The 26,247-nt window shown below is 56.1% G+C and carries 24 protein-coding genes and 3 pseudogenes; 10 read left to right on the top strand and 17 right to left on the bottom strand.

Annotation, left to right across the window (positions count from 1 at the left end; translation table 11 throughout):
• Nucleotides 1-57: 57 nt before the first annotated feature.
• Entirely contained in the window at nucleotides 58-990 is a 933-nt protein-coding gene (locus D8U73_RS18750) for a lipid A biosynthesis lauroyl acyltransferase (RefSeq protein WP_056853850.1), read from the top strand.
• A 35-nt stretch (nucleotides 991-1,025) separates the two neighbouring features.
• Nucleotides 1,026-2,198, top strand: a complete 1,173-nt coding sequence (locus D8U73_RS18755) for a patatin-like phospholipase family protein (RefSeq protein WP_130905391.1) — start codon at nucleotides 1,026-1,028, stop codon at nucleotides 2,196-2,198.
• A 123-nt stretch (nucleotides 2,199-2,321) separates the two neighbouring features.
• On the opposite strand, the gene D8U73_RS18760 is transcribed toward D8U73_RS18755, so the two are convergent.
• The 8 genes from D8U73_RS18760 to puuE form a co-directional block, all read right to left on the bottom strand.
• A complete protein-coding gene (locus tag D8U73_RS18760) occupies nucleotides 2,322-3,107 on the bottom strand; it encodes an outer membrane protein OmpK (protein WP_130905392.1) in 786 nt (261 codons plus the stop codon).
• A gap of 375 nt (nucleotides 3,108-3,482) precedes the next feature.
• Entirely contained in the window at nucleotides 3,483-4,268 is a 786-nt protein-coding gene (locus D8U73_RS18765; protein ID WP_056853846.1) for an outer membrane protein OmpK, read from the bottom strand.
• Nucleotides 4,269-4,461: 193 nt separating this feature from the next.
• Nucleotides 4,462-5,814: a nucleobase:cation symporter-2 family protein gene (locus tag D8U73_RS18770; protein ID WP_056853845.1), complete on the bottom strand. Its 1,353-nt coding sequence runs from the start codon at nucleotides 5,812-5,814 to the stop codon at nucleotides 4,462-4,464.
• A 181-nt stretch (nucleotides 5,815-5,995) separates the two neighbouring features.
• A complete protein-coding gene (locus tag D8U73_RS18780; protein WP_130905393.1) occupies nucleotides 5,996-7,300 on the bottom strand; it encodes a urate hydroxylase PuuD in 1,305 nt (434 codons plus the stop codon).
• A 51-nt stretch (nucleotides 7,301-7,351) separates the two neighbouring features.
• Nucleotides 7,352-7,855, bottom strand: coding sequence for an ureidoglycolate lyase (locus D8U73_RS18785; protein ID WP_056853843.1), 504 nt, complete (start codon nucleotides 7,853-7,855; stop codon nucleotides 7,352-7,354).
• A gap of 137 nt (nucleotides 7,856-7,992) precedes the next feature.
• A complete protein-coding gene (gene alc, locus D8U73_RS18795) occupies nucleotides 7,993-8,988 on the bottom strand; it encodes an allantoicase (RefSeq protein ID WP_056853842.1) in 996 nt (331 codons plus the stop codon).
• An 88-nt stretch (nucleotides 8,989-9,076) separates the two neighbouring features.
• Nucleotides 9,077-9,592 (bottom strand): 2-oxo-4-hydroxy-4-carboxy-5-ureidoimidazoline decarboxylase, encoded by a 516-nt coding sequence (uraD, locus tag D8U73_RS18800; protein ID WP_056853841.1) that lies wholly within the window; start codon nucleotides 9,590-9,592, stop codon nucleotides 9,077-9,079.
• Nucleotides 9,589-10,515: an allantoinase PuuE gene (puuE, locus tag D8U73_RS18805; protein WP_130905394.1), complete on the bottom strand. Its 927-nt coding sequence runs from the start codon at nucleotides 10,513-10,515 to the stop codon at nucleotides 9,589-9,591. The genes uraD and puuE overlap by 4 nt, the downstream gene beginning before the upstream one ends.
• 435 nt (nucleotides 10,516-10,950) lie before the next feature.
• Here puuE and uraH point away from each other — a divergent pair, with 435 nt between their 5' ends.
• Nucleotides 10,951-11,304: a hydroxyisourate hydrolase gene (uraH, locus tag D8U73_RS18810; protein WP_056853839.1), complete on the top strand. Its 354-nt coding sequence runs from the start codon at nucleotides 10,951-10,953 to the stop codon at nucleotides 11,302-11,304.
• A gap of 194 nt (nucleotides 11,305-11,498) precedes the next feature.
• Here the strand turns inward: uraH and D8U73_RS18815 are convergent, their stop codons facing one another.
• From D8U73_RS18815 to D8U73_RS18825, 3 genes are all read right to left on the bottom strand, one after another.
• Entirely contained in the window at nucleotides 11,499-12,125 is a 627-nt protein-coding gene (locus D8U73_RS18815) for a LysE family translocator (protein WP_056853838.1), read from the bottom strand.
• Between the two features lie 73 nt (nucleotides 12,126-12,198).
• Entirely contained in the window at nucleotides 12,199-13,518 is a 1,320-nt protein-coding gene (locus tag D8U73_RS18820; RefSeq protein ID WP_236708441.1) for an NCS2 family permease, read from the bottom strand.
• A gap of 266 nt (nucleotides 13,519-13,784) precedes the next feature.
• The gene (locus D8U73_RS18825; RefSeq protein ID WP_130905395.1) at nucleotides 13,785-14,231 is read right to left on the bottom strand and encodes a MarR family transcriptional regulator; all 447 of its coding nucleotides are present in this window, start codon (nucleotides 14,229-14,231) and stop codon (nucleotides 13,785-13,787) included.
• Between the two features lie 83 nt (nucleotides 14,232-14,314).
• On the opposite strand from D8U73_RS18825, the gene D8U73_RS18830 reads away from it, so the two are divergent.
• Nucleotides 14,315-15,481, top strand: a complete 1,167-nt coding sequence (locus D8U73_RS18830) for a PLP-dependent aminotransferase family protein (protein ID WP_130905396.1) — start codon at nucleotides 14,315-14,317, stop codon at nucleotides 15,479-15,481.
• A gap of 165 nt (nucleotides 15,482-15,646) precedes the next feature.
• Here the strand turns inward: D8U73_RS18830 and D8U73_RS18835 are convergent, their stop codons facing one another.
• The 6 genes and pseudogenes from D8U73_RS18835 to D8U73_RS29555 all read right to left on the bottom strand — a co-directional run.
• Nucleotides 15,647-16,018 (bottom strand): glutathione S-transferase N-terminal domain-containing protein, encoded by a 372-nt coding sequence (locus tag D8U73_RS18835; protein WP_130905439.1) that lies wholly within the window; start codon nucleotides 16,016-16,018, stop codon nucleotides 15,647-15,649.
• Nucleotides 16,019-16,122: 104 nt separating this feature from the next.
• A complete protein-coding gene (folE, locus tag D8U73_RS18840) occupies nucleotides 16,123-16,668 on the bottom strand; it encodes a GTP cyclohydrolase I FolE (RefSeq protein ID WP_032832746.1) in 546 nt (181 codons plus the stop codon).
• Between the two features lie 22 nt (nucleotides 16,669-16,690).
• Nucleotides 16,691-16,900 (bottom strand): annotated as a pseudogene (locus tag D8U73_RS29550) (site-specific integrase); the annotation flags it as partial.
• Nucleotides 16,901-17,183: 283 nt separating this feature from the next.
• Nucleotides 17,184-18,545: a hypothetical protein gene (locus tag D8U73_RS18850; RefSeq protein WP_130905397.1), complete on the bottom strand. Its 1,362-nt coding sequence runs from the start codon at nucleotides 18,543-18,545 to the stop codon at nucleotides 17,184-17,186.
• Between the two features lie 202 nt (nucleotides 18,546-18,747).
• Complete coding sequence (locus D8U73_RS18855; RefSeq protein WP_130905398.1) at nucleotides 18,748-19,716, bottom strand: tyrosine-type recombinase/integrase; 969 nt, start codon at nucleotides 19,714-19,716, stop codon at nucleotides 18,748-18,750.
• A pseudogene (locus tag D8U73_RS29555) lies at nucleotides 19,703-19,801 on the bottom strand (DUF159 family protein); the annotation flags it as partial. The pseudogene D8U73_RS29555 and the gene D8U73_RS18855, both read right to left, overlap by 14 nt.
• Nucleotides 19,802-19,902: 101 nt before the next feature.
• On the opposite strand from D8U73_RS29555, the gene D8U73_RS18865 reads away from it, so the two are divergent.
• The 6 genes and pseudogenes from D8U73_RS18865 (at nucleotide 19,903) to D8U73_RS18890 (ending at nucleotide 26,196) form a co-directional block, all read left to right on the top strand.
• A complete protein-coding gene (locus D8U73_RS18865) occupies nucleotides 19,903-20,328 on the top strand; it encodes a S24 family peptidase (protein ID WP_130905399.1) in 426 nt (141 codons plus the stop codon).
• Nucleotides 20,321-20,641: pseudogene (locus tag D8U73_RS18870) on the top strand (DNA polymerase V subunit UmuC); the annotation flags it as partial. The gene D8U73_RS18865 and the pseudogene D8U73_RS18870, both read left to right, overlap by 8 nt.
• A gap of 58 nt (nucleotides 20,642-20,699) precedes the next feature.
• On the top strand, nucleotides 20,700-22,013 hold the full coding sequence (locus D8U73_RS18875) for a site-specific integrase (RefSeq protein ID WP_130905401.1): 1,314 nt from the start codon (nucleotides 20,700-20,702) through the stop codon (nucleotides 22,011-22,013).
• Entirely contained in the window at nucleotides 22,006-23,742 is a 1,737-nt protein-coding gene (locus D8U73_RS18880; protein ID WP_130905402.1) for a site-specific integrase, read from the top strand. The genes D8U73_RS18875 and D8U73_RS18880 overlap by 8 nt, the downstream gene beginning before the upstream one ends.
• Complete coding sequence (locus D8U73_RS29560; protein ID WP_241668535.1) at nucleotides 23,739-25,760, top strand: hypothetical protein; 2,022 nt, start codon at nucleotides 23,739-23,741, stop codon at nucleotides 25,758-25,760. The genes D8U73_RS18880 and D8U73_RS29560 overlap by 4 nt, the downstream gene beginning before the upstream one ends.
• Entirely contained in the window at nucleotides 25,750-26,196 is a 447-nt protein-coding gene (locus D8U73_RS18890; protein WP_130905403.1) for a hypothetical protein, read from the top strand. The genes D8U73_RS29560 and D8U73_RS18890 overlap by 11 nt, the downstream gene beginning before the upstream one ends.
• Nucleotides 26,197-26,247: the final 51 nt, after the last annotated feature.

The following is a 26,247-nucleotide window of genomic DNA, read 5'->3' on the forward strand; positions in this document are numbered from 1 at the left end:
CCGCAAGCCGGGTCGAACGATGTAGAATGCGCGGCCATTGTCTTAACGGATGCATTAATGGACCGCCCGCGTTTTCGAAAAACCTTTCTTTCTCCACGTTTCTGGCCGCTGTGGTGTGGCTTGGGGCTGTTGTGGCTGATCGTCCAGTTGCCGTATCCGGCATTGTTGTGGCTCGGTCGCGCGCTCGGCGCCTTGATGTATCGCGTGGCGGGCGACCGACGGCGCATCGCCAAGCGCAATCTGGAGCTGTGTTTCCCGGAAAAGTCCGCGGCCGAGCGCAAGCGCCTGCTCAAGGAAAACTTCGCCTCCACCGGCATCGCGTTCTTCGAAATGGCCATGAGCTGGTGGTGGTCGCGCGAGCGGTTGGCGAAGCTGGCACATATCGAAGGGCTGGAGCATTTGCAGCAGGCTCAGCGCGAAGGCAAGGGCGTGATCCTGATGGCGGTGCATTTCACCACCCTGGAAATCGGTGCGGCGCTGTTGGGCCAGCAGCACACCATCGACGGCATGTACCGCGAACACAAGAACCCGTTGTTCGACTTCGTCCAGCGCCAGGGACGTGAGCGCCACAACCTCGATTCGCTGGCGGTGGAGCGTGAAGATGTGCGCGGCATGCTCAAGCTGCTGCGTGCGGGGCGGGCGATCTGGTACGCGCCGGATCAAGACTACGGCGCCAAGCAAAGCATTTTCGTGCCGCTGTTCGGCATCCAGGCTGCAACCGTCACCGCCACCAGCAAGTTTGCGCGGCTGGGCAAGGCGCTGGTGGTGCCGTTCACCCAGGAGCGTCTGGCGGATGGCAGCGGTTATCGTCTGGTCATCCATGCGCCGCTCGAAGGCTTCCCCGGTGAAACCGAAGAGGCCGATTGCCTGCGTATCAACCAATGGATCGAAGGCGTGTTGCGCGAATGTCCGGAGCAATACCTGTGGGCGCACCGCCGCTTCAAGAGTCGTCCACCGGGCGAGCCCAAACTCTACGCAAAACGCGGTTGACCCGCCGCCCCCAATAAGCACCATGGAGTGTTGCAATGAGTCCTGCTGAACCGGTAACTGGTTTGATTCTTTCCGGTGGCGGGGCGCGGGCGGCCTATCAGGTGGGCGTGCTGGCGGCAATTGCCGAGCTTTTGCCCCTGGGTGCGGACAATCCGTTTCCGGTGATTGTCGGCACCTCGGCCGGGGCGATCAATGCAGTCAGCCTGGCCAGCGGCGCCACGGATTTTCGCGCTGCCATCGAACGCTTGACGGTCTTCTGGCAGGGCTTTCGCAGTCGCCTGGTGCTGCGCAGCGACTGGCCAGGCGTCATCCATCAGGCCAGCCGCTTTGTAAGCCACAGTTTGCTGGGGCTCGGTGCTCAGGTGCCGGTTGCGCTGCTTGACAGCTCGCCGCTGCGCCGTTTGCTCAACGACAAGTTGCAGATGACCGGCATCGCCGAATCCATCGCACAAAAGCAGTTGAAGGCGGTGGCGGTGACGGCATTCGGTTACGAGTCGGGGCAGGCCGTGACGTTTTACCAGGGCGGCGGCACAATCGAAGCCTGGTTGCGTCATCGCCGGATCGGCGTTCCTGCGCAATTGTCCGTTGATCACCTGCTGGCCAGTTCAGCCATTCCACTGCTGTTCGCCCCGGTGAAAATCGGCGAGGAATATTTCGGCGATGGCGCGGTGCGGCAGTCAGCACCGATCAGCCCGGCGCTGCACCTGGGCGCCAATCGCGTGCTGGTGGTGGGCGTCAGCGGCAACCCGCGAGGCGTCGACCCCGAGCATCCGTTGCAACGTGTCTACACCGGCCAGCAACCGACGCTGGCGCAAATCGGTGGGCACATGCTCAACAGTACGTTCATCGACAGCCTGGAAAGCGACATTGAGTTGTTGCGCCGCTTGAATCAGTTCAGCCACCTCATGCCTGACGGTACGCCGACGCGCACTCTGGGCGTGGCTCCTGTCGAGGTGTTGGTGATTTCACCGAGTCAGCCAATCGACGAGATCGCTGCACGTCATCGCCAGGAACTGCCGGCGGCATTGCGGCTGTTTCTGCGCGGACCGGGCGCGACCAAGACCAGTGGCGCGGGCGTGTTGAGTTATCTGCTGTTCGAGGCGGGGTACTGCAGCGAGTTGATTGATCTGGGGCGGCGCGATGCGTTGGCCAAGCGCGGGGAATTGAGCCGGTTTCTTGGGTTGGCGGAGCCTGTGGTTTCGGCTTGAGATCGTTGGTGCGGCTATCGCGAGCAAGCTTTGCTCCTACCGGTTTTGTGTCGTTCAGATAATTGGCGAACGACACAAAACCGGTAGGAGCAAAGCGAAGACGTCCTTACAGGCGCTGAAGGATCAGAAGTGAACCTTAACCAGGAAACTGGTCACGCTCTGATCGGTCTTGAAGCCCTGGCTGTCTTCAATCCCGTACTTGTTCTTCCAGTAGTCATACTCGACACCGACGTACAACTGCTTCTCTCCCAGGCTCAGCGCCTTGCCCAGGTCGTACTTGATCTGTGGATTGAAGTGCAGGTTGGCGTGATATTCGCCTTTGTCGTTGACGTCGTTGTCGACCACCCAGTCCATGAAACCATCGATCAGGATGTCCGAGTCGCCGACCGGGACGGTGTAGGACCAGACTGGCGAGACTTGCCACACGTCATCCCCCGGGCGACCGCCTTCGGTGTGACGGTTGTAGAAGTTCAGCTGGAAATAATCAAAGCCCGGAATGGCCAGGTCAAAACCAGGGCCGATCAGGTAAGACTCGGTGTCGTCTTCGCCGAACTCGTAGGTCATGGCCAGCAGCACGTCTTTGATCGGGCCGAATTCGACTTTCTGGTCGAAGATCTTGTTGAACGACAGCCGTGGGCTGAGTTCGCCGTAATGGGTGTTTTCACCGGCGAAGCCGTCTTCCTTGCCGTTGTAGAAAATCTTGTCGATAAAGAAGAAGTTATCGCCGTATTTCCAGCCATCGGCGTGTTCGAAGGTCACCGTCTGCTGGATGCGCGGATTGACCTGGAAGTCTTTGCCATACAAATAAGTCAGGCTGTTGTTCTGCCATTGCAGCAGATCGCCCGCCATCGCCTGACCCCCCGCCAGCATGGATCCCGCCAGCATCAGGCTAGTGCACGTACGTTTCATTCGGTTGCTCCCAAAAAGTAGGTGTTCCACGTATTTTTTTAAGGTCGGCGCTCTGGTGTGGCGCCTTTTTTTCGTTGCGGTAAATATTCATCCAATCGGTCAGCTTTCATGCTGTTAGCAAGAGCTGCGCCAAGGCATTCGAAAAGCAAAAAAACTCCCGCTCGGCTGCTCAAAAACAGTCGATTGAGAGGGGTATGGGGATGCCTTGATACCGTCCAGAGCCGGGATAAGTTGGCTTTCTGGTCAGGAATTAAATCCGGGCTTTTTTTTAAAGCGGATTCAGGCGGCCGCGGAGAATACTGACTCCTTGGCCAGGTCTCAAGTGCCCCGCAACAGCGCACCGACGACAGGTGTGGCGCACGGTTGCGGGTCATTTTAGAAATGCACCTTCACCAGCAGGCTGGTGGTGTTTTCATTGGTATCGAAGTTCGCGGTGTTTTCGATGCCGTACTTGTCTTTCCAGTAGCTGTACTCGGCGCCGACGTACACCTGTTTCTCCCGCCAGCCGAGGGCTTTGCCCAGGTCGTACTTGATCTGCGGGTTGAAGTGCACGTTGGCGTGATAGGTGCCGCGCGAGTTCTGGTCGTTATCCACAACCCAGTCGATGTAACCGTCAATCAACAGGCTCGAATTGCCCAGCGGCACGGTATAGGACCAGGCCGGGGTGATCTGCCAGACGTCGTCGCCGGGGCGCGAACCTTCGGTGTGGCGGTTATAAAAGTTCAAGGTGAAAAAATTGAAGCCGGGGATCGCGAGGTCGAAGCCGGGGCCGATCAGGTAGGCCTCGGTGTCGTCTTCGCCGTTCTCGTAAGTCATGGCCAGCAGCACATCCTTGATCGGACCGAATTCGAAACGGCGGTCGAGGATTTTGCCGAGGGACAGCCGCGGACTGAACTCGCCGTAATAGGCGTGGACGCCTTTGTTCCGGTCTTTCTCGCCGTTGTAGTAAGTGCTGTCGATGAACATGAAGTTGTCGCCGTACTTCCAGCGGTCGGCGTGCTCAAAGGTTATCGTTTGTTGAATCGACGGGTTGACCGCGAAGTCCTTGCCGTACAGATAGCTCAGGCTGTTGGTCTGCCACAGCAGCAAATCGCCGGCCATGGCCTGGCTAGCAGCCAGCAGGCCAGCACCCAACAGCAGGTTGGTTGTTGTCCGAATCATCTGTTGCTCCCTCTTGTTGTTATTTTCAAGGCGCAGCAAACCCCTACCCTGTAAGAGCGAGACTGCTCCGGGCGGCGTTCCGACGATGGTCGTCAACGATTACGCGTGTTATCTGGATAACGCGGTGTTCTCGGGTCCATCGTCGGAACGCCGCCCGGAGCAGGCTCGCTCCTACAGGGGCGGCGTTTCTGTCTTAGTGGGCGTGGCAGTCGTTGATGGCCGCGCGCTCGGCGCCGCCAAGAATGTTGAACAGCAGGTTCAGCGTGAGCGCGCTGAGGGTGGCCATGGCGATACCGCTGTGGGTGATCGGGCTCATCCACAGCGGAAGGTGGGCAAAAAATTCCGGACGGACCACCGGGATCAGGCCCATGCCGATGCTCACCGCTACCAGCAACTGATTGCGACGGTCACCGATGTCGGCCTCCTGAAGAATCTTGATGCCCGTGGCGGCAACCATGCCGAACATCGCAATCGCCGCGCCACCCAATACCGCTGGCGGAATCGACGCCACCAGGAATGCGGCCTTGGGCAGCAGGCTCAAGACGATCAACAAGCCGCCGGCGACGATGGTCACTGAACGGCAGCGTACGCCGGTCATCTGCACCAGGCCGATGTTCTGGGCGAAGGACGAGTGAGTGAAGGTGTTGAAAAAGCCTGCGAAAAACGACGCGCCGGCATCACACAACAAGCCGCGGCGCAGCATTCGCGGGCAGACTTCCTGGCCGGTAATTTTGCCCAGCGCGAGGAACATCCCGGTGGACTCGACGAAAATGATTACCACGACAAGGCACATCGAAAGGATCGGCGCGAGTTCGAACTTCGGCATGCCGAAGTGCAGCGGGGTGACGAATTGCAGCCATGGCGCTTGGGCCATGCCGCTGAGGTCGACCATGCCGAGCACGCCACAGAGCACGTAGCCCAGGCACATGCCGATCAGCACGGAAATGTTGACCCAGAAACCGCGCATGAAGCGGTGCACCAGCAAAATGGTACCCAGCACCAGCGCGGCGATGATCAGGTAAATCGGTGAGCCGAATTGGCTGGCGCTGGCACCGCCGCCGGCCCAGTTCACGGCCACGGGGAACAGCGACAATCCGATCGAGGTGATGACCGTACCGGTCACCAGAGGCGGGAAGAAGCGCACGACCTTGGACATGAACGGGGCGATGAGCATGCCGAAGAAGCCGGCAGCGATGGTCGCACCGAAGATGCCTTGCAAGCCGATGCCAGGCATGCCGGCCATGGCGACCATGCTGCCGACAGCGGCAAAACTGGCGCCCATCATCACCGGCATGCGGATGCCCATGGGGCCGATACCAAGAGATTGAACGATGGTGGCGATGCCGGCGACCAGCAGGTCGGCGTTGATAAGGAAGGCGATTTCTTCACGACTCAGGCCAGCGGCCTGTCCGATGATCAGCGGCACCGCGATGGCGCCACCGTACATCAGCAGAACATGTTGCAGACCGACCAGAATCAGTTGCAATAGGGGCAATCGCTGAATGGCGGGTGCGTCGGGGATGCGTGCTTTGGAGAGCTCGGACATGCAACACCTCGGATCTTTTTTATTCTTGTGATTTTTGTAAGGCAGACCTGTGGCGAGGGAGCTTGCTCCCGCTGGACTGCGCAGCAGTCCCCTTCTTTTCAGATAGAGAGGGGGCCGCTTCGCGGCCCAGCGGGAGCATCCCTTGCCACAAAAGCCCGCTTGTCACAGGCTTTTGTGTTGCTTAGTTGGTCGGAGCTCCCTGCACAATCCAGGCGCCGATCAGGTCACGTTCCTGCTGAGTCATCTGAGTGATGTTGCCCAGTGGCATGATCTGAGTGGCGACGGCTTGAGCCTGGATCCGCGCGGCGTTCTGGCGGATCTGCTCGGGGGTGTCGAACATCACTCCGCCTGGGGCTGCGCTGAACAGTGGGCTGGTCGGTTTGGCCGAGTGGCAGACCGAGCAGCGTTCCTGAATCACACTGTGCACTTTGTCAAAGCTCGGACCGGCGTTGGTCGCTTGCGCCGGGGCGGCGGCAGGCGTTTCTGCGGGTTTGGCTTCGGCCGGTTTCAAGCCACCGCCCACTGCAGTTTCCGGCAATGGCTGGTATTCGATGGCAGCAGGGGCCTTGGCTACTTCGGGGGCGCTGGACATCGGCTTCGGACCGGACACGTACGCCAGGCAAATCATGCCCACCGCTGCCACCGGCAGGGTCCAGGCAAATTTGTGGCTGTCGTGACGGGTGTTGAAGTAGTGACGCACCAACACCGCCAGCACCGCGATCCCGGCCAGAATCAGCCAGTTGTACTGGCTGCCGTAGGTGCTCGGGAAGTGGTTGCTGATCATGATGAACAGCACGGGCAAGGTGAAGTAGTTGTTGTGGCGCGAACGCAGCAAGCCTTTGGCTGGCAGCGCCGGGTCCGGCGTGCGATTCTCGGCGATGGCCGCCACCAGTGCGCGTTGCGCCGGCATGATGATGCGGAACACGTTGCCGACCATGATGGTGCCGATGATCGCGCCGACGTGCAGGTACGCACCACGACCGCTGAACACCTTGCTGAAGCCATAGGCCGCGCCGATGATCAGGACGAACAGGATGAAGCCGAGCAGGGCAGGGCGTTTGCCCAGGGCCGAGTCGCAAAGGAAGGAGTAGACGAACCAGCCGATGAACAGCGAGCCGATGCCGATGGCCACGCCTTCAGGACCGCTCAGGGTGCTGCCCGGAGCCAGCAGGTAGAGCGTCGGGTTGGAGTAGAACACCACGCACAGCAGCGCGATACCCGACATCCAGGTGAAGTAGGCTTCCCATTTGAACCAGTGCAGGTTGTCCGGCATGGTCGGTGGAGCCAGTTTGTATTTTTCCAGGTGGTAGATACCGCCGCCGTGGATCGCCCACAAATCACCGGCCAGACCGCTTTTCGGGTTGACCCGATTGAGGTTGTTTTCCAGCCAGACGAAGTAGAACGATGCGCCGATCCAGGCCACACCAGTAATCATATGAACCCAGCGCACGCTCAGGTTCAGCCATTCCAACAGATGTGCTTCCACAGTCTTTACCTCTCGCCTGTCACTCTTGTTGTCGAGTGATCAGACCTTCTCTTATTGGTGGGGGGCGAGGATCAAACGCTCATCCTCTTTGAAAAAATGCTCATCGCAGTTATTGCCTGTGCCACTGCGATCAACCACCAGGAAGTCATCCCGCTTTTCGATCGTCAGCACCGGGTGGTGCCAGACGCCGCGATGGTAATTAATGCCCTGCCTGCCGTTGGTGACGAAGGCGCGGACCAAGCCTGATACAGGTTCATCGCCAACTGGCGCGACCACGATCAGAAAGGGGTTGCCGAGCAGCGGAATGAAAGCCTGGCTGCCCAGCGGATGGCGCTCCAGCATGCTGACGGTCAGCGGCATGTCCTGCGCGTCGGCGCGGAAAATGCTGATGATCGCTTTGTCCTCCGGCGTAGCGGTTTCCACCGTCGCCAGTTTATGGAAGCGCATGGTCGAACCGTTGTTGATCATGAAGTGATCGCTGCCGTCGGTTTCGATCACGTCACCGAAAGGGGCGAAGGCTTCTTTGGTCAGCGGTTCAATCGTCAATGTGCGCATGCTGGTCTTCTTACCTTGAATTCTGTGTTGATTATTGTGGCGAGGGAGCTTGCTCCCGCTGGACTGCGCAGCAGTCCCTTTTTTGGGGCCGCTTCGCAGCCCAGCGGGAGCAAGCTCCCTCGCCACAGGTTCAGCGCTTACTTCGCAACCTTGCCCAATACACGCAGGCGGCTGACGCCACCGTCCGGGAACACGTTCAGGCGGATGTGGGTGATCGGGCCCAGTGCCTTGATCTGCTCGGCGAAGGTGTGTTCGGCGTGCATTTCCAGCTTCTGGCTTGGCAGCAGTTCGCGCCAGAACAGCGACTGGGTTTCGATCTGGCTGTCGGTACCGCCCTTGACGAACGCGCCCTGGATCGAGCAGCTGTCCGGGTAGTTGCCTTTGAAGTGCAGGGTGTCGACGATGATTTTCTCGATCTCGCCCGGGTGACCCAGCGCGACGATCACCCAGTCATTGCCCGGGGTGCGACGACGTGCGGTTTCCCAGCCATCGCCCATGTTGATGCCACGGCCCGGGTTGAGGATGTTGCTCATGCGGCCGAAGTGTTCATCGGAGCAGGCGAGGGCGCGGCCACCATTGAGGGCGGCGGCCAGGTCGACTTGCTCGTTGTCGCCGACAGCGGACCAGTCGCGGAACGGAATGCCGTACACGCGCAGACGGGCAACACCACCATCCGGATAGATGTTGAAGCGCAGGTGGCTGAACGCCTGGTCGTTGCTGATTTCGTGGTAGTGGTGGCTATTGCCTTGCAGTTCGACGGCGGACAGCACTTCGGTCCACTGGGTGTTTTCGTTCGGCTCGCCTTCGGCCAGGAAGCAGGCTTCCAGGGAGGCCGACGGCGGGAAGTTGCCGGTGAAGAATGAAGTGTCGATGTCGACGCCCTTGATCGATCCCGGTACGCCCAGGCGGATCACAGCGCTGTCGTAGCCTTCAAAGCGCTTGCGGCGCGACTCCCAGCCGTCCATCCACTTGCCGTTGTCATCGAACACGCCCTCCTTCCAAACGGCCGGGGTCGGTTGGAACAGACGGTTGGCGTCTGCGAACCAGTCATCGGTGACCGAGATGATTTTGGTGCCCAGGCGGGCGTCGGCCAGGTTGACGAACTTCTCGAAAGGTACGGCGTAAGCTTTCATTCTTCTTGTCTGCCTTTAATAAGTTGGCTTGGGATGCTTGCAAGGCCCTGGGTACTGTTTGCGTTTGAAAGTACTCGGGCCAGGCTTGCTATAGGGTCAGTAATCGGAACAGGGCGATCTTGTTGATCTCCGCCAGCGCGCATTTGAATTCGGTGTCTGCCGAGTTGTGAATGCGCGTTTCGAACGCCGCGAGGATCTGATGCCGGTTGCTGCCTTTTACCGCCATGATGAAGGGAAACTTGAACTTGGCCTTGTAGGCGTCGTTCAGCTCGGTGAAGCGCTGGAACTCTTCGGCCGTGCATTGGTGAATACCGGCGCCAGCCTGTTCATTGGTGCTGGCTTCGGTCAGTTGGCCCTGGACGGCGGCTTTGCCGGCCAGGTCCGGGTGAGCGTTGATCAGGGCCAGTTGGCTTTGCTGATCGGCACTCAACAGGATGTCGCTCATGCGCTGGTGCAGGGTTTCGATCTCGTCGATCGAGGCGTCCTGGCCCAGGTCGAAGGCCTTCTCGGCCACCCATGGCGAATGTTCGTAGATGTCGGCGAAGGCTTTGACGAAGGCGTCGCGGCTCAAGGTCGATGGTTTCACTGTTTGAAAGGCGCTCATTTCGCGGCCCCTTGGTACGGGTGGGTTGCTTGCCAGTGACGCGCGATGTCGACGCGGCGGCTGAACCACACCTGTTCATGACTTTTAGCGTATTCGATAAAGCGCTTGAGCGAAGCCAGACGCGCCGGACGGCCGATCAGCCGGCAGTGCAGGCCGATCGACAGCATTTTCGGGGCTTCGGCGCCTTCGGCGTAGAGCACGTCGAACGCATCCTTGAGGTATTCGAAGAAGTCGTCGCCCTTGTTGAAACCCTGGACCTGGGTGAAGCGCATGTCGTTGGTGTCCAGGGTGTAGGGGATCACCAGGTGCGGCTTGCCGGTCGGGTTGTTCGGTTCCCAGTAGGGCAGGTCGTCGTCGTAGGTGTCGCAGTCGTAGAGGAAACCGCCTTCTTCCATCACCAGTTTGCGGGTGTTGGGGCCGGTGCGGCCGGTGTACCAGCCCAGCGGACGCTCGCCGGTGATTTCGGTAAGGATGCGGATCGCTTCGAGCATGTGCTCGCGTTCCTGGGCTTCATCCATGTACTGGTAGTCGATCCAGCGGTAGCCGTGGCTGCAGATCTCGTGGCCGGCATCGACCATGGCGCGGATCACATCCGGGTGACGCTGGGCAGCCATGGCCACGGCGAAGATGGTCAGCGGGATGTCGAATTCCTTGAACAGTTTCAGAATCCGCCAGACACCGGCGCGGCTGCCATACTCGTAAAGCGATTCCATGCTCATGTTGCGCGCGCCTTGCAGCGGCTGGGCGGACACCATTTCCGAGAGAAACGCTTCGGACTCTTTATCGCCGTGCAGGATATTGCGCTCGCCGCCTTCTTCGTAATTGAGTACGAACGACAGGGCAATGCGGGCGTTGCCCGGCCAGTGTGGGTGCGGAGGGTTACTGCCGTAACCGATCAGGTCGCGAGGGTAGTCAGCGCTCACTGCAGTCTTCCTTCTTGTATGCGTGGTGACAGTTGGTGTGACGCGACTAAAGGTTGGATCACTGGCTGGCGTCACAGCGATGGGTTGATTGTATACAACTTTATATTCACTTTGTAAGCCTGATTTTTTGCATTTTTCGTTAACGGTCATCTTCACGTGCTACTGACAAGCACCTGCAAGAAATCTGCCCGACTGGTCAGTTAATGATTGCAGCGTATAGAAGGCATGAGGTTTCGCAGGAAAATGACAGAAATTTCTGTCATGGCGCTATCGGTCGCTAAAATGTCGTTTTTATTGTGTACAATTTTTCTGAAAAGTGTCTTAATCAATCGCTCGCCGCAGCTTTTCGTGCTCCGAATCGGTGCGGTCTCCTTTTCACCTGACTTCGGGAGGCGCGAAGTCTGACTGCTCCACGCAGGCAGGCGCGCAGAATCAATGGGACGTTTGACTACACACGTTTTGGACGCTGCACATGGTTGCCCGGGCAGCTCGATCAAGGTCGAGTTGTACCGCGTTGAAGGTTCGCACCTGGAATTGGTCGCCAGCGCGATAACCAACAGCGACGGTCGTGTCGATGCGCCGCTGCTGCAGGGTGACGATTACCGTACCGGGGTTTATCAGGTTCAGTTCCATGCAGGCGATTACTACCGCGCCCGCGGCGTTCAGCTGCCGGAGCCGGCGTTTCTGGATGTGGTGGTGCTGCGTTTTGGCATCAACGCCGAGCAGGATCATTACCATGTTCCGCTGCTGATCTCGCCTTACAGCTATTCCACGTACCGCGGCAGCTGATCCCCCAAGCAGCTGCCACCACCTGGAAGCGACTGCGCATATAGCTTCTTTGGTCTTTCGCCCGCTCACACTGCGGGCTTTTTTTCGTCTGTGGAAAAGTGCTGACCGGGCTGACGCCATCGCGGGCAAGCCTTGCTCCTACAGGTTTCGTGTCGAATGACCGTAGGAGCAAAGCTTGCTCGCGATGCTTTCGCTTAACGACTCAACAAAGATGCCGCGCCCGCGCCACTGAACAACCCGGCACTCACCCGGTTGAACCAGCTCTGCCCCTTGCCGCTGCGCAAATAGCGCGCCGCACCATGGGCGCCGAGGCCGTAGGCCAATTTGCACAGCAGGTCCAGCACGGTCCAGGTCGCAATCATCACCAGCAACTGCGGCAGGAACGGCTGTTCGGCACTGAGGAACTGCGGCAGAAACGCGGCGAAGAACAGGATGTCTTTCGGGTTGCTGGCGCCGAGCATGAATGCACGGCCGAACAGTGCGCGAAAGCGCGGCACGGGCGCTGCCAGTGGCACTTCAGCGCCATGGGACGGTTGACGCGATTGCTGCCAGCTCTGCCAGGCGAGGTAGAACAAATACAGCGCGCCGACGATCTTCAAGGCGCTGAACAGCTGTTCCGAGGCCAGCAACAAAGCGCCCAGGCCCAGTGCCGAGGCGCTCAACAGGCAAATCGAAGCGATCACCCCGCCGAGAAATGCCGGGTAGGAACGGCGCAGGCCGTAATTCAGGCTGTTGCTGATCATCAACAGTGACAGTGGCCCCGGGATCAGGATCACTACCAGTGCCGCGCCGCTGAACAGCAGCCAGGTTTCCAGACTCATCACTTTCCTCCATTTGCACAAAAGCCTCACCCGACGGGGTGAGGCTGTTTCGAAACGTGTCCCGCGTTAAGGCTTACAAGAAGATGAACTTGGCGATGAAGATCGCGCAGAGCACCCACAGGCTGACGGAAATTTCCTTGTACTTGCCGGTACCGGCCTTCAACGCCACGTAAGTGATGAAGCCCAGTGCGATACCGTCGGCGACCGAGAAGGTCAGCGGCATCATGATCGCGGTAACGATCGCCGGAATGCTGTCGGTCGCTTCATCCCATTCGATATGGGCCATGCCGCCCATCATCAGCATCGCGACATAAATCAGTGCGCCAGCGGTGGCGTAGGCGGGGATCATGCCGGCCAGCGGAGCGAAAAACATCGCTGCGATAAATAACACGCCTACGGTGACAGCGGTAAGACCAGTGCGACCACCCGCGGCTACGCCCGCGGCACTTTCCACGTAACTGGTAACCGGTGGCACGCCGACCACGGCACCGAATACGCTGGATGCGCTGTCGGCTTTCATCGCGCGGGAGAGGTTTTCGATGCGACCGTCAGGCGCCACCAGATTGGCACGTTGTGCCACGCCCATCAGGGTGCCGGCGGTGTCGAACATGTGCACGAAAAGGAACGCCAGAACCACACTGATCATGCTGACGTTGAATACGCCCGCGACGTTCATGGCCATCCAGGTCGGAGCCAGGCTCGGCGGTGCGGACATGATCCCTTCGTAATGCACCAGGCCCAGGCCCCAGCCGGCGAGGGTGACGGTGATGATACTGATGAGGATCGCGCCGAACACTCGGTGGTAGCTGAGGATGGCGATCATCAGGAAGCACACGGCAGCCAACAGCGGGCCAGGCTCGCGCAAGGAACCAAGCTTGATCAGAGTAGCCGGGCTATCGACGACGATACCTGCGGTTTTCAAGCCGATCAGCCCCAGAAATAGACCAACGCCCGCGCCCATGGCGTAGCGCAGGCTTACCGGAATGCTGTTGAGCAGCCATTCACGAATCCTGGAAAAGGTCAGGATCATGAACAACACACCGGAAACAAACACCGCACCGAGGGCGGTTTCCCAGTTGTAGCCCATGGTGCCGACGACGGTGTAAGTAAAGAACGCATTCAGGCCCATGCCTGGTGCCAGGCCGACCGGCCAGTTAGCGTAAAGGCCCATCAGCAGGCAGCCCAGGGCGGCGGCGATGCAGGTAGCGACGAACGCCGCGCCATGATCGATCCCGGCGTCGGCCATGATGTTCGGGTTGACGAAGATGATGTAGGCCATCGTGATGAAGGTAGTCAGACCGGCAATCAACTCGGTCTTCACCGTGGTGCCATGCAAGCTGAGTTTGAACAGACGTTCCAGCCAGCCATTGCGTAGTGGCGGCGAGAGATCCAGCGTCGATGCTTCGGATTTGCGGCTTTCCACAGCGAGTACTCCTCAAGAGTTTTATTTTTATTTCCAGGGCCGGACCCATGAGGGCGGCGGCGGCCCTTTGAGGCACTTGCGAATTTGTTGACCGGTTGGTCAGGAACTCGCACGAAGTGGATTATGCTTTTGTATACAAATAAAGCAAATAATGTTTTTGATTTTGTCGACGAAAAGTTTGTTGATCGGGATATATCGGCTCTAGACGATCGTTCCCACGTAGAGCGTGGGAACGATCAGCTTGGAAAGACCTGGGCTTTACCCAGCGCGAGATTCACCGCCAACCACCCATCCACCGCCGTCTCACCAGCGTCTGCAAACACCCGCTCCAGCAATTTCACCTGCTCGCGACGCAGCGACTGCTCGAACCGTGCTCCGTCATCGGTCAGCTCCAACAACCGTTTCCGTTTGTCCGTCTGCGACGCCACGCTGTTCACCAAATGCATTTCCACCAACTGTCGTAGCGGCATGTTCAGCGCCTGTTTGCTCACGCCGAGCAATGCCAGCAATTCTTTCACGCTGAGGTTCGGGTAACGGGCGATAAAAAACACGATGCGCTGATGCACCCGGCTCAAGCCGCGGCGTTCAAGCATTTCATCGGCCTTGGCCGTGAAAGCCTGGTAACCGAAGAAAAACGCTTCCATGGCCTGTTGCTGGGAAATCGGGTTTTTAAGGTCAATCATGTTGACGTATCCGCTTGTGCTGTCGTAATTTCGGTCAATAAGTTTGACTCATTTTCCTCATGCCAGGCTACCGGGTGACTTCCATGGCTTTTTCCGAACGTGTCTCACGCCTTAAAAGTTCTTTGATCCGTGAAATCCTTGCCGCCGCTCAGCGCCCGCAGGTGATGTCGTTCGCTGGAGGTCTGCCGGCTGAGGTCATGTTGCCCAAGGTCGATTGGACCGACATGCCGCTGTCCATCGGCCAATACGGCATGAGCGAAGGCGAGCCGGCATTGCGTGAAGCTCTGGCGGCAGAGGCCGGGAAGTTGGGCTTACAGTGTGAGGCGAGCCAGGTGTTGGTGGTGAGCGGCTCCCAGCAGACCCTCGATCTGGCCGCCAAGCTCTACATCGACAAAGGCACCGAGGTTTTTCTCGAGGCGCCGACTTACCTGGCGGCACTGCAGATTTTTCAGTTGTTCGGCGCGGACTGCATCACTGTCCCATTGGAGGCTGATGGCCCGGACCTGGTGCAATTGCGCACTCGCCTGGCGCAGCATCGTCCTGCCTTCATCTACCTGATCCCGACTTTCCAGAACCCGTCCGCGGTGCGTTACAGCGAAGCCAAGCGTGACGCCGTGGCAGCCTTGCTCGATGAATTCGGCGTGACCTTGATTGAAGACGAGCCCTATCGCGAATTAACCTTCGATGGCGGCAGCGCGACCCCGATTGTCAGTCGTTTGAAAACAGCCAGCTGGATCTACACCGGTACCGTGTCGAAAACCCTGATGCCCGGTCTGCGCGTCGGCTACCTGATCGCCAGCCCCGACCTGTTCCCGCATTTGCTCAAGCTCAAGCAATCGGCGGACTTGCACACCAATCGGGTCGGCCAATGGCAAGCCTTGCAATGGATCGGCAACGAGCGGTATCGACAGCATCGCAGTGAACTGCGCGAATTTTACCGAGGGCGTCGGGATGCGTTCCAGGCCGCGCTGCAAACGCACTTCGCTGATCTGGCGGATTGGAACGAGCCGCAGGGCGGGCTGTTTTTCTGGTTGCGGCTCAAGCAGCCGCTGGACACTCGTACCTTGCTCAACGATGCACTGGCCAATGATGTGGCGTTCATGCCGGGCGAGCCGTTCTTTCCAGAACCGGACAAGCATCACGGCTATTTGCGACTCAACTTCAGCCATATCGAACCGGCGCGGCTGGATGAAGGGCTCAAGCGTCTGGCGGCAGTGGTGCGGCAAGCGCAGATAGATAAAGCGGCCTGAAATGAATAAACCGGCTGATGAGCCGGTTTATTTTTGTCCGGGATTTGTAGCATTTGTGCCGGCCTCATCGCTGGCGAGCCAGCTCCCACAAGTGATGTGAGCACCACAAGACCCTGTGGGAGCTGGCTTGCCAGCGATGGCGCCGGCTCAAACAATCCAAATCATTCAGGCTGCCGCAAACCGCTTGTCCAGATAATCAATAATCACCTTGGACTCATACATCCAGGTCGTCTGCCCATTTTCTTCAATCCGCAGGCACGGCACTTTGATCTTGCCGCCTTGCTCCAGCAGGGCCTGGCGGTCTTGCTCGTTGTTTTTCGCATCACGCAACGCCACCGGTACATTCAAGCGATGCAAGGTGCGGCGGGTTTTCACGCAGAACGGGCAGGCGTGGAATTGATACAGGGTCAGGCCCTTGGCGGCGGATTCGACCTGCGCCTGAGCAGCGGCGGGGCGCTTCTTTTTGCTTGGGCGGTTGATGAAGTCGATGAAGATGATCAGTTGGCCAAGGCCGACACGAAGCGCTTTTACGAACACGTTGAAAGCCTCACGGGGCAAATGAAGAAAGGCGCGCAGCTTACCTGATTTTTCACAGGCGAAAAAAAACCGGCGATGAATGCCGGTTTTCCTTGTGTTGCGAATTACTTGATGAGGCTGAGGAATTCGCTGCGGGTGGCGGCGTTCTCGCGGAACTCCCCGAGCATCACCGAGGTGATCATCGTCGAGTTCTGCTTTTCCACACCACGCATCATCATGCACATGTGCTTGGCCTCGATCACCACTGCAACGCCCAGGGCGCCGGTGACCTGCTGGACCGCGTCGGCGATCTGGCGGCTGAGGTTTTCCTGGATCTGCAGGCGGCGAGCGTACATATCGACGATGCGCGCGACTTTCGAAAGCCCCAACACCTTGCCGCTCGGGATGTAGGCGACATGCGCCTTGCCGATGAACGGCAGCAAATGGTGCTCGCACAACGAGTACAGCTCGATGTCCTTGACCAGCACCATTTCGCTATTGTCGGAGCTGAACAAGGCACCATTGGTGACTTCTTCGAGCGTCTGTTCATAACCGCGGCAGAGGTACTGCATGGCTTTGGCGGCACGTTTTGGCGTGTCGAGCAGGCCTTCGCGGGACACGTCCTCGCCCAATTGGCCGAGAATCGCGGTGTAGTTCTGTTCCAGTGTCACAGGGGCTGATTCCATAAGGGTTTCAGAGGGGTACTGTTTCAGTCTGTACCAATTTTGTACCAATCAGGCTGTTTTCGAGCTTCCCGAGTTCGCCCCAGTCGGTGCTGGAGCTAATCCATCGGGCGTAGGTCGATAGCAGCATCTGAACGCTATGACCGAGCTGAGTGGCAATAAATGCAGGGTTCATACCCGCCATGAGGCACATGGTAGCGTAAGTGTGCCGGCAGTTGTATGCCGGCGGGCGCGAATGCCCTAAACGGCCAGTGTGTTTGTTGCTGTATGGTGCCTTCTACAGCTTTCAAGGGGGAGGCAAATTGTCGATAGGTGATACCTGCGCTTGCGGAAACTGATGTCTTGAGTTGACGTCGTTTTGGTGAAGCCAACCACTCGCTTTGTAATTAAAGAAATTTGATCTCAAGAATGAAGGGCGCTTTCAAAAGTGCTTCAAGCTTTGAGCATTGAGGGCGAGCAGTTTTATTGGCTGCTCGCTAAATTTTAAAGTCATTCGCGAGTTGTTATTTGTTAGTGAGATATGATTCGATAAATTTTTCCGCCGATTCATGAAAGTTGAGTTTTTCGATCAAATAAGCTTCTGTGGATGAAGTGTTTGAATTAATGTGGTCTATTGCCTTTGCTCGAATTCCAGGTATGGAAGAATATTTCGCAGATTCGAGTGCTGCTGAAGACCATGCTCCCCAATTTGCAGCGTTTGAAGTTGCAGTTATAAGTTGAAAGCATTGTTCTGGGGAAAGTGCTTTGCTTAATCCGATATCAAGTGAATCAACAATGTTGGCAAATGAGTTTGCTGTATCGTAGGTTGATGAGCCTGCGTTGGCAAGTAAGATTGGGAAATAAATAGGAATAAGTTTGTCTTTGTTGTCGGAAACAAGTTTGATTGTATGTTGCGAGTAAGGTCTTTTTTCTATGAGCTTCTCAAGCTCTGCTCCATAATTTTTTATAAGATCCTCTCCGGAAATCTCTCTTGCTATTGAAGCCAGTGCATTTGCAGGATGTATGAGTTTTGATTCGCTTACCGCTGAAGTAACTGAATCAATACGAGATGAGATAATTGCTCGTACACGTCCAACGCAGACCGGAGTCAAATTAATAAAAAGCTTTCCGTTTGCTGAGAGTAATTGAACGACAAGATCCCCATACGCAGGATCGTCTGCTTTTGATTCTATGACTTTAGATGCGATCGCTTTAGTTGTATTAACGTCACTATCTCTTGCTAAGCCGAGAAGGAAGCGGATAGCATTGGCGGCGATGTTGTTGTCTGCTGAAAGTACCGATGTTGTTAGTTTGGCTACTAATTGCGGAAGAGCCTCGGCGTGAAGATTCGCGGTCTCTGTCGCAACAATGTTTTTTATTTCTGTAATATCTTGGTTGGGGAAGAAGTTCGAATTTGCGAGTCTTGAAATTATTTCATCTACAAGCTGAGTCGTAGACAAAATTGGACGAGAAAGGAAGCGATTGATTGTTTCGTAAAAAATGAATCTTGCTTCTTCAGCGGAAGGCTTGTGCCCAGATGGGTGTGCGGATTTATTTCGTAGAATACGGAGCGTTGTTAAGAAAGCTCCATCAAGGCCGGATAGAAGCGCTTTTGAAGTTAACTGATCAATCAGAAAGTTTTCGAATACATCTTGATCGGATTTCTTTTTCGAAGCCTCATCGAATACTACCTTTGCACCGGCATTTACCCTGGCTAGCTCACTCAGTTTCGCTAGTAGATCGTCGAATAGGGCTATGTAGCTAAGAACGACTGATCCTCGATATGCTCCTGCCATGTAGCAACTCATCGCTTCGCGCATATAGTCTCGAATGTCAGCGGTGGGGATAGTCGCTAGCAATTCTTCCATATCTGTCAAGTGAGCCACGGTGCCTCCTGGGCGGTTTATTCGGCCAACAATCCGTCATGCCGCATTTCTAAGGACGGGATGTCATGCAATCGTAATTCTCCCTGATTTTTTGCACATCAAATATTTGCGATATTTGAGGTAGGGTTAAGCGTGAATCAGTTTTTTGCGCGGGATTGTCAGGTTTTCACTCCGTCGGGCCTAGAGATGCTTTCTGAAGCGGTCAGTGGTAGTCGCTATGGACTGGTAAGTTCGTACAAGCCATGTTCTTTTCGAGCTTTCTGATTTCATGCCAATCTGAACTGGAGTTGATCCATCGAGCATAGGTCGATAGCAACATCTGAACGCTATGGCCAAGTTGGTTGGCAATAAAGGAGGGGTTCATACCCGACATAAGGCATATCGTTGCGTATGTGTGCCGGCAGTTGTATTGCCGACGCGTGCGAACGTTCAGGGCGGTCAGCGCCGCCTGGAAATGTTTGTCGGTCACGCTGGCCTGCTGGATGAACTCAAAGTTCTTGGTTGGTGGGAAGACAAACGGCGACTCTGCCTGCTTGCGGCGGCTTGGCTTGGCACGCTGCTTGGCCACACGCTCGGCTTGCTCTATCGCATGCAAGGCGCGGCTGTTGAGCATGACCTGTCGGCTGTTGCGGGTTTTGGTGCGTTCCTCGATCTTGTAGTCCGCGACGATTCGACACACGTTGACGACTCGGTTTTCCTTATCGATCTCTTCCCAGCGCAGCGCCGCCATTTCACTGGGGCGCATACCGGTATAAAAGGCGAACTCAAAATACGCCGCGTAGATGCGCATCGAATGGGTCAGGCTGCTATAGAGGTGGGCGATGATCGCGTTGGCCTCCGCCACCGTAAAGGGGTCGATGGGCTTTTTAGTTTTCGCCGGCAGTTCGATTGCCTCGGCCGGGTTTCGGATGATCAACCCATCTTTCACCGCGGTGCCGAACAGCGTGATCAGTCGCTGAATGGCGGAGCGTTTTACGCCTGGGGAAGTCCAGGGCGTGCTGCCGACAATCTTACGCAGCATCACCGAAGTGATGTTGTCGAGGGGGAGCAGGGCCAGCGCCGGCATCCAATACAGGTTGAGCGAAATGCGGTAATTCTTGCGCGTACCTTCGACCACTTCCCGGCTGTTCAGCCATTGCTGGGCATACTCCCCGAACAAACGGTTGATCACCGGTAGTGTTAATCAGAGCATTGGGCATGCTCAGCGCTGCGACAAAGTCATGGATGCCGGTGTATTGAGAAAGTCTGCCGCACATATGCTGATCTCCACCTGTCGAAACGATCTGTAAGAAAATTGACCGCACGCCTTTTACAAAGTTAACTGTACAAAAATACAGTATTTGTAGAAGGCCAGATCATGAGCTTTACCATTCTAGGTCCGATTGCCGAGGGCGGAGCGAAGCTGCCTCTGTGCTCATTTCGGGTTCCGGCAGGCTTTCCGTCTCCGGCCGCAGACCATATTGAGCAACACATTTCCCTGGACGAGGTTTTGAACATCCGAGCGCCGCATGTCTACCTGGTCGCCATTGTCGGAGAGAGCATGCAGGGCGCGGGGATATTCGAAGGCGACCTGGCCGTCGTCGATCGCTCGATCGAGCCGGTGCACGGCCACATTGTGGTGGCGTTGCTCAACAATGATCCCGTCTGCAAGCGGTTGTGCAAACGTGGAAACGAAGTGATCCTGCTCTCGGAAAACCCGAAGTTTCCAGCGCGTTACGTCCTCGAGGGGGATGAGCTATCGATCTGGGGCGTGATTACCAGCACGGTGCGCAGTCATGTCTAAACCGGTACCGGTTTTCGGATTGATCGACTGCAACTCTTTCTACGCGTCATGCGAGCGAGTGTTTCGACCGGACCTGGCCAAGGTCCCCATCGTCGTCCTGTCTAACAACGATGGCTGCGTTATCGCCCGCAGCTATGACGCTAAGCCATTCGTGAAAATGGGCGAGCCGTATTTTCAGATCAAACACAAACTCAAGCAGCACGGCATCGTCGCTTTTTCATCGAACTACGCACTTTATGGCGATATGAGCGAACGGGTCATGACGTTGATCGAGTCGCTGGTGCCAGCGGTTGAGGTGTACAGCATCGATAAGAATAAGTTGCATACTGTGGACGCCCAAAGTTAGATGGTGTCCCCATGGACATTGACGCTTGTTCTTACAGAGATTTCACTTGCCTACCGTCGAACACATTCACTTCAGTCCGCATGACCTTTCTGTCAAAGATCGCCTGATTACCTACTCGCTGAATAGCTCCCGTGTAGTGATCGAAGGACTACCACAAATATTCTGGGAAGACGGCTTGCCCTGGAGAGAAGCCAATCTCTGGGCTATGGAGAGAGTCACCAATGGTGAGGCACTCCTTAAGACCGTTTCTAGCAACCTGAACGGGCTGTTGAACTACGCGAAGTTTTTGGAGAGTCGCGGGCTTCAGTGGTTTGAGTTTCCGTCTCGAAAGGCTGATCGATGTCTTGTTCAGTACCGTGGGGCGCTTATCAAGGCTCGTGATGCTGGTCATATCAGTCCTGCCACGGCTTCCGAGTACATGCGTAACTGCATCAGTTTCTACAGGTGGGTTAGGAGGCGTGGCCTTCTAAACCCGCTATTGCCGCTGTGGAAAGACAAGCGCTATTTCATCAAATACTTTGACCAGGTCGGCTTCGAGCGAACGCTAGCTGGCACCAGCACCGATCTGGGTATTCCAAACCGAAAACGCATTGGGGTCACTTTGGAAGGTGGGCTACTTCCAGTGTCTGCGGTTGATCGAGACGCCATTCTTGATTTCGCAAAACAGAGCGCCTCATCCGAGCTTTACCTGATGTTGGCTCTAGGTTTCTTTACGGGTATGCGACTGGGAACGATCTGTGACCTTCGTATCGATACGTTGGAGCGTGCCCTACATGATCCGTCTGCTAAAGGTCTGCTTCTGATATCCGTAGGGCCAGGTGCGTCCCCGCCCGTGCATACCAAATTTGGAGTAACTGGCCAGGTATGGATTCCCGAAGCTTTGTGTTCAGAAGTCTTGGAGTACGCCAAGGGTCTTCGCAGGTTGACTCGCGAGGCATCTGCTGCTGGCGACCATCAAGACTTAGTGTTCTTGACACGTTTCGGAAACCCTTTCGGACGTCGCAACAGTGATCAGTCTTCGGCCATAAACGTTGAGATGTCATCGCTTAGAAAATTAGGCATCGCGTCGGGCATCAAAGCGCTCAGGAAGTTTCGCTTCCACCAATCCCGATGCACCTTTGGAACTGAGCTAGCTAGGCTCGCTTTAGCAAATGGCACTGATGTGGCGATAGTGATTGCGACTGTCAGCAATGCATTGCTTCACGGTCGAAATTCGGAGGCCACCACCTTCAAATACATCAAATTTGTGCAAGCCGCACCCGCTAAGCAGGCCATTGCGAACAGCTTCATGGCCGCGTTTACAGGGATTGCTTCGATGCAGGGAGCAAGCAATGAATAATCTGACGTTTTCAGACCTAACGTTTCCAATGCTTGAGTACGCGAAAAATGAGACGCCCTGGGATCTGGCACCACTTTTATACAGCGGTGGTGCTAAGGCAAAAGTGAAGACTGTACGCAGTGAAATCACATCAGGTGCTTTAGGTGATCCTTTGCTGGAGCGGGTAGAGCTTGTGAAGGGGCTCCATGACTGTTTGAACGACGACCTTGTCGGCGGGGGGAGCCGCTTTTCGGCAAATAACAAGATTGGTGCGTTGAGGAAGTTTTTTCAGTGGGTGGATCAGTGCGAGCATCCGTTGAGCATTGATACGGTCGCGGAGGAATACCTGGGGTGGGCTGAACATCTTCTACAGCGTCATCGCGTGGAAGGATATCTAACTGCCGGATCGTTATACGACGCGGCAAGTTTAACCGCGACGATGCTCGACCGAGTTCTAGGCCGAAGCTCGACGCTTCTGTACAGCACCCGAATTCGCAAGCCTAGAGGCAACGGAAAGGCCAGTAATGGGGGCGCTGATAAGCAAAGTTTAGAAGAGAGCTTTTCATTCGGGCAGTTCATTGCCGACGTCTGTACGTCCCTTACCTATGAAGCTGTGACGGGGCCACTTCCCATCCACGTGGAGTTGCGATCGGGTTCGACGCTGCCTATCTGGTGCGGCCTGCGTGATACAGAGAAGGGAGCGTCACGACGGATTCGACCTCAAACCAAATTCCAGATTGCGGACATCCTTCGAAACCGCGAACTTCGGAATTCTGACGTTTCAATCGAGACTCGATACCCGGCAGTGAATCTGCGAATCGAAGCCGAGTTGCTTATGTTCATCGCACAAACCGGCATGAATTTATCGCAGGCGCATCAGCTTCGAATCGACCAATACCATTACACGAGTCATCTTGATGGTTACCAAGTGAGGTCTTACAAAAATCGCCGTCAGGGTGAAGTGCTGTTTGAAGTTTTCTCAAGCTATAAGCAGTGGTTTGAACGCTACATTGAGTGGCGAAACAAATGGTTTCCAGACGATCTAGAGGGACTTCTTTTTCCTCTCGTCCGTCCTGGGGGACGTCTCGTTTTAGAAGCGCCTCAGTTCACGGCTATTGCGCGCGTCTGCACCGTTTCCAGTGTTCGATTCGTTCGACCTCGTAAGCTCCGGGGGGCGCGTATTAATTGGCTCTTACGTGAGTCGCAACGCCCCGAACTGGTGGCGGAAATCGCACAGCACACTGCTGAAACTTTGATCCGTGTGTACGCCGAGCCCAATCCGCAAATTGCGATGATTGAAATCACTCGATTTCACCGGCAAGCAGATCCCGTCGTTTGCTCACCTGCTCCAGGTACTTGTGTGGCGCCGATACCAGAATCCGTCGTGGATGCTCCGACTAATGCTCCTGATCCCGATTGTATTAACGCAGCGGGTTGCCTTTTCTGCGTCAATCATCGGGATATTGAAAGCGAGGATCACGTCTGGTCTCTGAGTAGTTTGCGAGTGCTCAAGACCTTGGAGCTAGTTAGATATCGCCCAGCTTGCACGGATAGATCTGACGATGCAGACCATCCATCGATGCTTGCGGTCGAGCGTCTGAGTGCGAAGTTACGGTTCTTTCAAGAAAGTAGCGAGGTGCGTCGGCTTTGGGTTGAAGAGGCACTGGCTCGCATAGCTGAGGAGGACTATCACCCAGCTTGGGACGGATTTATTCGGCTTGCGGAAGTTACAGCGGGGCCTTCCCTATGAATATGCTCAGGACGTTAGGGCTTTCTATCGAGTCGCCTCTCTCCGTTCCTGGGGCATCGAATTACCGTCCAGAGAGCTGGCCTCCGCCACCTGATTGGCCGGTCGTAATTGATGCACAGGGTAAAGTAATAAGCCGTTGGGGCGATCCAATTTGGAGGCTTGATCCATGGGCCAAGAAGGCACTGACGCTGAATTTTGGTGATGGGCCAGTTAAAAAATCAGCGGCGCCAATTAGCTCAAAGAACGCAAATTTACTTCGAATCATCACTGGCTGGTGGCTATACGGGCCGTACGGCGCTCGTGGCTACAGATCCCTTAAAACGCGTTTCGATCAGATGCGGCGGCTGTTTGTTCTTTGCGAACAGGCAGGAATACTTGCCAGCGAATTAAGCCACTTTCCACGCGTATGCGAACGGATCCCTGCCTTTCTTCATACCTCGAGAAAAACCGAGTTTCTGACGTTAATGCATGAGCTTTACGCGTCCAGGGATGCGGTAGGGTTTACGTTGCTGGATTCAGGCTCCCTGACCCGTCTGGCTGCGCTTTTTCCAACTCACCACACAGCTCAAACACCGTACATCCCTCCACGTATTTGGCGCTATCAAGTTACTAGGCTGCGAGAGTGCCTTGATGACTTCCTATCCCATCGAGAACAGGTTGAAGCTTGTTACCGGTTCTGCTTCGCGGCTTACGAACATAACCAGAGGGTTTCAGAGAGAACGGCGTGCGTAAACGCCCCGCCTTTTTGTGGCCATAAAATGCATTTATCAGGCTCTAAAACGGGGCTTCGTTTTCTCGGCGCGTTTGCAGATACCGCGAAACGCTTCGGCATCTTTGAGCTACTTGAACGTTGGGTGGGTCGAGGTCGCGACTTGCAAGTAAGAGCGCTGACTAGCTATCTGAAACTGGTCAACCGCGCGGGATTAGCTTACATCCTTAACTTCAGTCTCATGCGGGTCGAGGAAGCATGGAATCTTCGAGCCGGGTGCCTTGACGTCGAGCACGACAAGAGTTTCGGCGACATTTTTTTGTTACGTGGGCAGACGACAAAAACGCTGTCTGATAGCGACGCCCTGTGGGTCACATCCCCCTCTGTGGCGGTCGCCGTGAGGGCGATGGAGGTGATCTCTCTGTTTCGCTCATTACACGCATCTCACTCAGAAGCGAGTGGCTTTGCTGGGCGTTATTTGAGCGATTCTTATAGCGAGCCGTGGAGCCCAGTGCGCAAAAAAGATGATCACTCACTGAGACCGAGCATTCCGCCATATGCCGACCTTTTGGGGCAGTTCGACAAGCTCTTTGATTTAGAGCGTTTGCGTATCACGCCCGAGGATCTGAAATTGGCCCGACTAGCTACCCCTACGTTGCCGGAGGAGTATCAAGTGGGCGCTGTATGGCCGTTGGCGTGGCATCAGTTGCGTCGAACTGGGGCAGTAAACATGCAAGCTTCCGGGCTTGTAAGTGATGCTTCGCTTCAGTATCAGCTCAAGCACGTCACTCGAGCGATGAGTCTTTACTATGGACAAAATCACTCGCAGATGCGTCTAGAGGAAAAGGCTCACACGCTGTACGTTCGCACGATGTACGAGACGCTTGGTAGAGAGTTACAGCAGCTTACGAGTGAGCGTTTTGTCAGTCCCCATGGAGACAAACGAAAGGCTGAGATTGTTCGGCTGATTTCGCCAGAGGATGCGAAGAAGATGATTGGTTTGGCAAAGAAAGGCGCGGTCGCCTGTCGCCCGATCATTCTTGGCGTTTGTTCGAGTCGCGAGCCTTGTCCGTACGGCGGAATTGACAACATTGCCCATTGCGGGGGCGGTGATTCAGTGGATGCAAAACCTTGCCCTGATGTGCTGTATGACTCAGAACGATTGGGCGCGGTAGATGATCTTGAACATGTACTCAAAGAGCGGCTTGCTACTGCTCAGGATGGGAGTCCGCTAATGGATTCGTTGATGGCTCAACAGCGAAGCGTAGAGAGCTTCCTTCGTGTCGTAGGGAGCGCAAATGGACGTTGAACTCCCTGCTCGCCGCAGTGCGGCTGATCAATATCGTGATGCTTTTGAGCGCCTGAAACTCAATAGGCCACAGCTTCTACCAAAGGGGACACCGGTCACTCAGAACAACGTGGCCAAAGAGGCCGGGAGCGACCCGTCGGCGCTTAAGAAATCTCGTTTCCCGAGTCTCATTGCAGAGATAAAAACCTACGTGGAACAACATGCGGAGGAGCGACCTCCTTCGTTGAGCAAGGTAAATCTTCTCGCCCGCCAGAAAAGCCGCGCCCTGCGTGATCGGATGGAGCAAGTTGCCCGGCAGCGCGACCAACTCGCAAGCTTATTGAGCGAAGCGGATGCGAAAATCATTGAGTTGTATGACCGTATCGCTGAGCTTGAGCGGCAGTTGCCTGCGTCAAATTTAATTTCGTTGGATCCGCGCGGGCCGAAAAAGCTTTGAAATAACAGCGCGCATGCAGCTAGTCGCCTGGCATTGCCGACCTGGAGCGGC

Origin of the sequence: Pseudomonas sp. Sample_22, from assembly GCF_004307635.1 — a bacterium.
Taxonomy (GTDB): domain Bacteria; phylum Pseudomonadota; class Gammaproteobacteria; order Pseudomonadales; family Pseudomonadaceae; genus Aquipseudomonas.

Excerpts from the sequence above, each read along its gene's own strand:
- D8U73_RS18750 (WP_056853850.1), top strand. The coding sequence starts at position 58 with ATGGACCGCCCGCGTTTTCGAAAAACCTTTCTTTCTCCACGTTTCTGG.
- D8U73_RS18755 (WP_130905391.1), top strand. The coding sequence starts at position 1,026 with ATGAGTCCTGCTGAACCGGTAACTGGTTTGATTCTTTCCGGTGGCGGG.
- D8U73_RS18760 (WP_130905392.1), bottom strand. The coding sequence starts at position 3,107 with ATGAAACGTACGTGCACTAGCCTGATGCTGGCGGGATCCATGCTGGCG.
- D8U73_RS18765 (WP_056853846.1), bottom strand. The coding sequence starts at position 4,268 with ATGATTCGGACAACAACCAACCTGCTGTTGGGTGCTGGCCTGCTGGCT.
- D8U73_RS18770 (WP_056853845.1), bottom strand. The coding sequence starts at position 5,814 with ATGTCCGAGCTCTCCAAAGCACGCATCCCCGACGCACCCGCCATTCAG.
- D8U73_RS18785 (WP_056853843.1), bottom strand. The coding sequence starts at position 7,855 with ATGCGCACATTGACGATTGAACCGCTGACCAAAGAAGCCTTCGCCCCT.
- alc (WP_056853842.1), bottom strand. The coding sequence starts at position 8,988 with ATGAAAGCTTACGCCGTACCTTTCGAGAAGTTCGTCAACCTGGCCGAC.
- uraD (WP_056853841.1), bottom strand. The coding sequence starts at position 9,592 with ATGAGCGCCTTTCAAACAGTGAAACCATCGACCTTGAGCCGCGACGCC.
- uraH (WP_056853839.1), top strand. The coding sequence starts at position 10,951 with ATGGGACGTTTGACTACACACGTTTTGGACGCTGCACATGGTTGCCCG.
- D8U73_RS18815 (WP_056853838.1), bottom strand. The coding sequence starts at position 12,125 with ATGAGTCTGGAAACCTGGCTGCTGTTCAGCGGCGCGGCACTGGTAGTG.
- D8U73_RS18825 (WP_130905395.1), bottom strand. The coding sequence starts at position 14,231 with ATGATTGACCTTAAAAACCCGATTTCCCAGCAACAGGCCATGGAAGCG.
- D8U73_RS18830 (WP_130905396.1), top strand. The coding sequence starts at position 14,315 with ATGGCTTTTTCCGAACGTGTCTCACGCCTTAAAAGTTCTTTGATCCGT.
- D8U73_RS18865 (WP_130905399.1), top strand. The coding sequence starts at position 19,903 with ATGAGCTTTACCATTCTAGGTCCGATTGCCGAGGGCGGAGCGAAGCTG.
- D8U73_RS18880 (WP_130905402.1), top strand. The coding sequence starts at position 22,006 with ATGAATAATCTGACGTTTTCAGACCTAACGTTTCCAATGCTTGAGTAC.
- D8U73_RS29560 (WP_241668535.1), top strand. The coding sequence starts at position 23,739 with ATGAATATGCTCAGGACGTTAGGGCTTTCTATCGAGTCGCCTCTCTCC.
- D8U73_RS18890 (WP_130905403.1), top strand. The coding sequence starts at position 25,750 with ATGGACGTTGAACTCCCTGCTCGCCGCAGTGCGGCTGATCAATATCGT.